General features: G+C 50.7%; 1 rRNA gene. It reads right to left on the bottom strand.

The window, feature by feature from the left end:
* Positions 1-4 precede the first annotated feature (4 nt).
* Positions 5-223: ribosomal RNA gene (locus AC6CWS_RS26565) — 23S ribosomal RNA — on the bottom strand; the annotation flags it as partial.

Raw genomic sequence — 223 nt, 5'->3', positions numbered from 1 at the left:
TTGTAAGGTTAAGCCTCACGGTTCATTAGTACCGGTTAGCTCAACGCATCGCTGCGCTTACACACCCGGCCTATCAACGTCGTCGTCTTCAACGTTCCTTCAGGAGACTTATAGTCTCAGGGAGAACTCATCTCGGGGCAAGTTTCGTGCTTAGATGCTTTCAGCACTTATCTCTTCCGCATTTAGCTACCGGGCAGTGCCATTGGCATGACAACCCGAACAC

Source organism: Klebsiella sp. M041, from assembly GCF_059759695.1.
This window is presented reverse-complemented; position numbering and strand designations above follow the sequence as displayed.